At 67.6% G+C, this 1,735-nt stretch carries 2 protein-coding genes; one reads left to right on the plus strand and one right to left on the minus strand.

Features of this window, described 5'->3' with window-relative positions:
* A partial coding sequence (locus VIP82_RS07350; RefSeq protein WP_331907160.1) for a sugar-binding domain-containing protein occupies positions 1-479 on the minus strand: 479 nt, incomplete at its 3' end.
* A gap of 149 nt (positions 480-628) precedes the next feature.
* On the opposite strand from VIP82_RS07350, the gene VIP82_RS07355 reads away from it, so the two are divergent.
* Positions 629-1,735, plus strand: a 1,107-nt coding sequence (locus VIP82_RS07355; protein WP_331907162.1) for an AraC family transcriptional regulator, incomplete at its 3' end; no start/stop codon positions are given.

The raw sequence follows: 1,735 nt of genomic DNA on the forward strand, positions 1-1,735 counted from the left end.
CGCCCGACGGTGATCTGGCGCACCTCGCGGTAGATGCCGCCGTAGAAGGTGAAGTCGGCCTGCTGCGGGTACACCCGCTCGTTCTTCGCGTTGTCCACGATCACGACGAGCGTTCCCGATCCGTCCGCGAGCCCGTCCGTCAGGTTCACGCGGAACGTCGAGTAGCCGCCATCGTGAGTGGTGAGGAGGCGTCCGTCCAGGTACACCTCGGCCGACGAGTTCACGCCCGCGAACTCGACCCAGGTCTCGACATCGGACTCATCGGCCTCGATCACCCGTGCATACGTCGAGCGACCGCGACGGTACTCGCCGCCGGCCTGTCCGTCGATCGCGTTCCAGGTGTGCGGCAGCACGACCTGCTCCCCCGCGGCCGCGATCTCGTCCCAACTCGACCCCGCGGGCAGTTCGACGGGCGAGTACGCCCACCCCTCGTGGATCGCCGTGGCCCGGCGGGCGTCGGTGGCAGCGGGCTGCGTCATGGGAGTCTCCTTCGACGAGAGTTCGCCGGCGCACGCCGGCTGGGCTCAACCACGATACGAACCACGAACCGGAGGATGATAGAACTGATCACGCGCGATCAGAACTGATTCGGCACACTCTTGCAGGTCACACGAACCGAGGCACATCGATGACGACGACGTCGCAAGCGCATCCGCAGGACGCCCTCGAGCCCATCGCGGCCGCGGTGGCCGAGGTCCTGAGCTGCCCGATCGAACTCACGACCGACATCGCACCGGCGCTCGACGCGTTCGAGTCGGCGCACTGCCTCGACCCGCGCATCCAACCGGCCTTCACTGCGTCGGTGCTCCGAGGATTCGTGCGCGACATGGACCGGCAGGTCGTGCATGAGATCCGTGAGCCGCTCGGGATGGCGATCGCACTCGTCCGCTGGGATGACCGCCTGCTCGTCATCGGCCCGTACACGCACGAGCCCATGCATCCGGGTGTCGCGGAAGAGGCCATGAGCCGGTTGGGCATTCCCAGCGCCCACCTCCCGATCTACAAGCACTACCGCACCAGGTACGCGATCGTCGATGCCGAGTACGTGTACCGCGGAGCAGCCAGCCTGCTTCGCGCAGGTGGCGGCGAGGACGCGCTCGGCAGCCTTCGCGAGGTCGAGGCCGAAGGCGGGACGATCGCCCCCGGGGTCGGGGAGGCTCTGCAGTCTGCCGCATTCACCGTGATCGAAGAGCGGTACCGACTCGAACGGGAGTTCATGGACGCGGTCGAGGAGGGCTCTTCCGAACGGGCACTCTCCGCCTTGCAACGCATGGGACGGATGCCGCAGACGATCAGCTACCTGAACACGCCGTTCCTCGGCACGACCATCTTGCGGATCATGGCCCGCGTCGCGGCGCAGCGCGGCGGGCTGCCGCCGGTGACCGTCGACGCGATATCACAGGAGTATGCGCAACGGCTGCACCGCATCGGCCATTCATCTGACCCGAAACGCTCCGCCTCGTTCACCGCGCAGATGGTCACGGAATTCTGCCGGTACGTCCGACGCCACAACCAGCGCGAGTATCCGCCGCTCGTACGTCGCGTCGCCGACGAGATCGACCTCCATCTCAGCAGCCATGTCTCGACGACCGAACTCGCGGACCGGCTCGGAGTGTCCGCCTCCACGCTCGCGCGCCGCTTCAAGTCGGCCACCGGCATGACCATCGTCGCGTACACAGCCCAGCAGCGGGCCGAGCGCGCGGCCCGACTGCTCGCCACGACGACGCAGAGCGTG

Source organism: Microbacterium sp., from assembly GCF_036566905.1.
GTDB lineage: Bacteria > Actinomycetota > Actinomycetes > Actinomycetales > Microbacteriaceae > Microbacterium.